This window comes from Actinoplanes sp. NPDC049802 (assembly GCF_040656595.1).
Taxonomy (GTDB): Bacteria; Actinomycetota; Actinomycetes; order Mycobacteriales; family Micromonosporaceae; genus Actinoplanes.
Genome location: NZ_JBFAMR010000153.1, coordinates 1 through 5522, shown reverse-complemented (window position 1 = coordinate 5522; position 5522 = coordinate 1). Strand labels below are relative to the sequence as shown.

General features: G+C 66.0%; 1 protein-coding gene and 1 pseudogene. One reads left to right on the top strand and one right to left on the bottom strand.

Annotation, left to right across the window (positions count from 1 at the left end; translation table 11 throughout):
• Nucleotides 1-3342: 3342 nt before the first annotated feature.
• Nucleotides 3343-3666, top strand: coding sequence for a hypothetical protein (locus tag AB0I88_RS40830; protein WP_361037604.1), 324 nt, complete (start codon nt 3343-3345; stop codon nt 3664-3666).
• A gap of 1 nt (nt 3667) precedes the next feature.
• Here AB0I88_RS40830 and AB0I88_RS40825 read toward each other — a convergent pair.
• A pseudogene (locus tag AB0I88_RS40825) lies at nt 3668-4788 on the bottom strand (IS630 family transposase).
• Nucleotides 4789-5522: the final 734 nt, after the last annotated feature.

Below are 5522 nucleotides of genomic sequence, written 5' to 3'. Positions count from 1 at the left end.
ATGGTGTCACTCAGTTTCGGGCCGCCCGCGTAGTAGCTGCTCGGAGGCGTTGAAGTGGCGCTGGAACTCGGCGACATCGATCTCGGGCAAGCCGCAGGCATGGCGCTCACGGTCGGCGATATTCGGCGCTGGTGCTCACCGACGTAATCAGCCAGGCGCGCACCGACGGCAACGCCCTCCAGCCCGCGGCCGCTCCGCAAGCGGATCGGTTGGCAGCAGACCATGGTCTACGGGCTCCGCGACCACACATCGCCCGGCACTGAAAGCCGACCCGAGAATCACCGCCACAGCAGTCTCGCGACTACCACACGGCAAACACCACGTCACGCATTACCCCGCCGTAAGCGGATCGGCCGGCAGCCGGCCATGGTCTACGGGCTCCGCGACCACACCGCCCGGCACTGAAAGCCAGCCCGAAATCGCCGCACACCAATCTGGCAATGACCGCAATGAGCACCACTCCACACCCCACTACCGCGCCGCCCCGACCTACATCGCGACCCGCCACATGGTCGGCGCACAGACGCCATGCACCATCGACGAGACGCCCCCCTTCAGCTGGTGCCAGTCTTCGATGGAGGATGCGATGCGACCCAGCACCCTGATCCTGAGTCGCCATGAGAAAGCCACTGGCCGGCGTTACTTGAGATCCGGTTTCTCACCCTTGCATCTCACGATGACGACTCGGCCGATGCCGTCGTTCAGCGCCGCGAAACCAGCACCCAAGATCGCTAACGTCTGCCACGGCCTGCTCCAACGGCTGGGCCTCAGCCGCCCCGCCACCCCAGCCTGCGGGCTGCACCACCAATGACGTACTTCGGGGCATCCGACAACGACTCTGGCTGCGATCACGCTGGGACCAACTCGAATACCGACTACCGTTGGCTTACTGACCTGGCGCCCGAGACACTGCCGCTTTCCCGCACCGGACAACCGACAAGCACGAAGATCACTCCAGCCGGCCATGAAGAGTGATGAGCACCTACACCAGTGCAGAAGTCGCATTCCCCGCTTCGGCGACGTCCGTATCGTTCGTCCGACTTCGGCGTCACGGGCCGTCTGGACCGGCAACGAACATCAGCGCAGCAAGGACGATTCTCGCTAGATCGGAGGCGGGCGCGGCCAACCGAACGCCAGGGGCAACCATGTTCGGCCAGCTTCGAGTTGCTCCCTGAACTGTTGCCGGCTGGGCGGAGTGGCCGCGACAACCGCCGCATCGACTACGACATCGTCGGGAAGAAGTCCTGCCAGAGCAGCTGAGGCTTGTCCTTCACGAAAGGGAACATGCACCCCAGCGCCAATGCCGGCGCTCAGGAGGTCGCTCGGCAAGCTCGTCGGCTCCGTCGCGGGGGAGCAGGCCGGTGTCAAACGTACCCATGCTTGTCGGCCTCCCCAAGGCAGATGACGCCCCGCAGCTACAAGATCATTCCGCTTCGCTGCGGCCTCCACGTCCCGCAAAGCCGAACCCGAATACCGGACTCGCCTAGCTTCAAGCCAGCAGAGACCCGATTCAAAATCAACAGGATCGGCCCCCCACGAACCGTCCAGGATCATCCAACTCGAAAGTTGATCTAGCGGAGGTGGAGTCTCAGAGAACGCCATCGCCGACACAAAGGATCAGCCCCTTGATGGGGAAAGGACAGCGTCCTGGGCCGCCTGCAGAATCGGCAAGGAGGCCTCACCCATGGTTTGTTGGTGACGTCGAAAGGCCGCGTGTAGGCGACCGCCAGCGCCGACCAACGGCGACCCGGCATGGTGTCTCCTGGATTTCCGGCCACCCGCGTCGTCACAAGTCACCCTGCGGCTTCCGACCCGAGGTGGCGCTCGACCCCGCAGCGGCGACATTGACCTTGCCGGGCGGCGCTCGCGGTGGCCGATGTTCGGCGATCGTTGCCACCTGCGTAATCACGTCCGTCGCGGAGGGCCATGCCGAAAGGGAGCGGACGCGTTGCGACCGGTCATCGGGACGGGCTGCTCGCGGCAGTCGGATTCCTCAGCGAGTGGAACGCTGACGACTTCGACCGAATCCCAGAATGGGCATCTCCCGATCGGGACGGGTGAGCGATAGCCCAGCAAAGGTCTGCCAGTGTCAGCGGTTGGTTCGCGCGGCCGGTTCGGCTCCGGGGTCGTCTACGGCACCGAAGACCCGTGGCCTTAGCGGTGGCACATGTTCTCCCGATCGTTGCACCGCCGAACGTGGTCCAGGCCGAGGTGTCTTGGCTGCGGCCGGCGGGTATCGCTGACCGCCTCGGAGCCGTGTCGTCATCGCGCTGGGAGAAGCGAGCATTCATAGCAGATCGTTGCCGAGGCAAACCGGCCCGCTGGCGCAGAGTTGCCCAGACTCGCGACAGTGGAGGGCGGCGCGGATCCGGGTTGTGGGCCCTCGGTTCCAACTCCACGGGCCGCTCAGCCAACGGTGCCCTGCACACCATTGCCGTTGCTTCGGTCATGCTCGGCGGCCCACGCGGGATCCAGATCAACGCGACGCCCGACCGACGGCGGCGCCATGCACCTGTTAGAGGAACAGCCTCGGTCGGTTCGCCATCCTCAAGATGACGCCACGGAAACCCCCAGTCCACAACACCACGGACCGATGCCGGAACCACACCTCAGTCGCGCTGCGAGGGCTACGCGGGATCCAGATCAACATGGCTTCGGCGGCCAGTGAGCTTGCCTGAGTCGAAGCCTGCAAACGCGGCCTCGCTGGCAACGCAAACCGCTCCTCCGCCGTCTCCGACGCCAGCGTCCAGGACCGGCAGCACTCCTCGCGGATCGGCACCAGCGCCGCCGTTGCCTTTGGCAAGCCGCCCTCGGTCGCCCCCGTGTCGGTGACGATGAGCTCGTCATGTGGACCCGGCGCAAGCCCGGGCTTCGAACAGGCGTTGGGAACCGAGTAACGCAGTACCTCGACGGGACACGCGGTCCCGGTTCCACCCGGCGGGCGGCACTGAACGCAACCGTGTACGAGGTGATCCAGCAACAGAGGCACACACATCACAGCGGGGCCACACGCACTGTGCCCGAGCAATCATGCGGTGACTCGTCCGATCCCAACCCCTGCCGGATCCGCCTCACCCATTACGCGGTCGTTCTCACCCAGCCCTGATCGCAGGTCCGCGGCAACATGACATGTCCACCGGCGCGGGCTTCTTCGGCAGTGCCGACTCGCCCGTACCGTGTCAGTGCCTGTTCGCCGCCCGCCGAACTCACATGGGGCACTGGCTTCCCCTGCTTCGGATTCGGGGTTAGACGATGAATGACTGCACGGCCTCCTAAGCTCGGTCGGCTCTAGTGCCCTGACCACTAACGTTCACCGGACTGGGCTCCCAGTAGCCTCGGGTCGTGGGCGGCCATGAGCAGTACGTGCGGTATCGGCAGGACCGGGCTGTGCTGGCAGCGATCGGTACTCGGTTGGAATCCCAGGTCAGTCGGGTCAGTGTGCGGTTGCCTCGGCCTCTGGCTGAATCGGCGATCGCGGCCTGGGAGCGCGAGGAAACAGGCGGGGTCGGGGTGGAGAGTCGCGAAGAGTACGAACTGCGTGACGATGCCGCAGAACTGGCCTGGATCGGTCTGGCCATCAGCGAACGCGGTGTGTGGGACGGCGAGGAGGTCGTCGTTGATCTGGATGTCGTCCAGGTCGCCGCGGCATTGCGGGCCGCGCGGTAGGTCAGGCGGCAGCGGTGAGAGGTCGTCCGCCCCAGCGGATGCCTTTCTCGCTGCGGATGCGGGCGCGTTCACGGCGTTGGGCGGCCAGGACGTCGGGGTGGCGAGCGTTGGCGTTGCGCCAGCGCAGGTAGGCGTGCAGCTTCCGGGTCAGGATGGTGTGGTTCGGATGGTTCGAGCCGGCGATCACGAAGGTGCGCAGCGGCCCGAACTGGGCCTCGATCGGGTTGGCCCAGGATGCATAGGTCGGGGTGAAGCAGAGTTCGACCTTGTTGCGGGCCGCCCAGGCACGGATGCGTTTGCCCTTATGAGCGGACAGGTTGTCCAAGATGACGTAGATCGGAGCGCCGTCCGGACGGGCCCGGCGTATCGATTTCAGTGCGGCGAGAGTGTTCGCGGCGCCTTTGCGGCGATGGACGACGCCCCAGAGCTGGTCGTCGCCGACGCTGTAGCAGCCGTGAAACTGCCGGACCCCGTGCAGCTTGTGGTAGTTGGCCGGAAGCCGATCGGGGTGCCCGGCGGTAGCCCACCCCGCTCCGGCCTGCGGGCGAATCGCGAGGGGCCCGAACTCGTCGAACGCGAACACCCGCTGCGGCATGTTGCTGCTCACGTACTCGATGCGGGCGAGTTTGGCGTCGCGGTCGGGGTCGGTGGACTCCTTCCAGGTCTTGGTCCGCTGGAAGGTGATGCCGTTGCGGTGCAGGATCTGCCGCAGACGTTCCTGCCCGACCGTCATCGGTCGGGCGGGTTGCAGGTTCAGGTAGTCGGCGAGCTTGCGGATACTTCACCGGGTGAACGGCCGCCCAGGGTTTCGGGGCGTGCCTTGGCCGTCGTGACGATGAACTGTTCGTCGTCAAGGCTGATCTGGCGGGGACGGCCACCCGCCCACCGAGGGTCCAGGGCTGGCCATCCCCGTCTCGTTGAACCGATGGATGACCTGCCGGATCGTGTCCTCGTCGACCTGCACGAGCCGGGCGATGGCCAGCACCGCGTTACCGCCGGTGGACGCGAGTACGACCATGGCCCGTCGTAATCGGATCGGTGAGCCGGTGCCCCGCCGAGTGATGCGTAGCAGCGTTGACCTTCTTGGTCACTGAGCCGCCGCACGCGTACAGGATCTGCCACCACCACAGCCTGAACGTCACAACGCCGCCCGGCCGTCAGCCCGGACGGCGTGTCATCCAACACCGTGAACGTTATTGGCCACGGCACTAGCGTGAATGTTCGTCCTCACCGTTTCACGTGAAACTTGGACTTTCGCTACACCGAGGCGGAGAACCGGTATGCCGCACTCCAGTGCGCGTCCAGGTCGGCGAACCGTGGTGTCCCCGTGACCGAGCTCCGAAAGACGGCACGGCAACAGCACCGCGGACGCCGCGGACGCTCATAGCAGCGGCGAGCAGCGGCGCCCGTTCCAGCCAGTCGATGTACCGCTAAAGGATCTCCAAGCCACGACCACGTTGCCAGCACACGCACCGAGGTGGGCGAGATCGCCTGCATCCGCAGATCGGCTTGATTGTTACGCCCGATCATGTACGACCACCGGTGATATCCACAGAGTCCCGCGCACGCCCGGTCTGCGGGTGAACCACCATTAGCTCACTGAGGATGCTGGTACGCATCGCTCCGAACTTGGTCGGGCACGCAGACCTCGTGACATTCATCCGTAGCCACGGTTCCACGGCTCGTTCTAAACGCAAGGCACCGGGCACCGGGCACCGGGCACCGGGCACCGAGCACCGAGCACCGAGCACCGAGCACCGAGCACCGGGCACCGGGCACCGGGCACCGGGCACCGGGCACCGGGCACCGGGCACCGGGCACCGGGCACCGGGCACCGGGCACCGGGCACCGGGCAC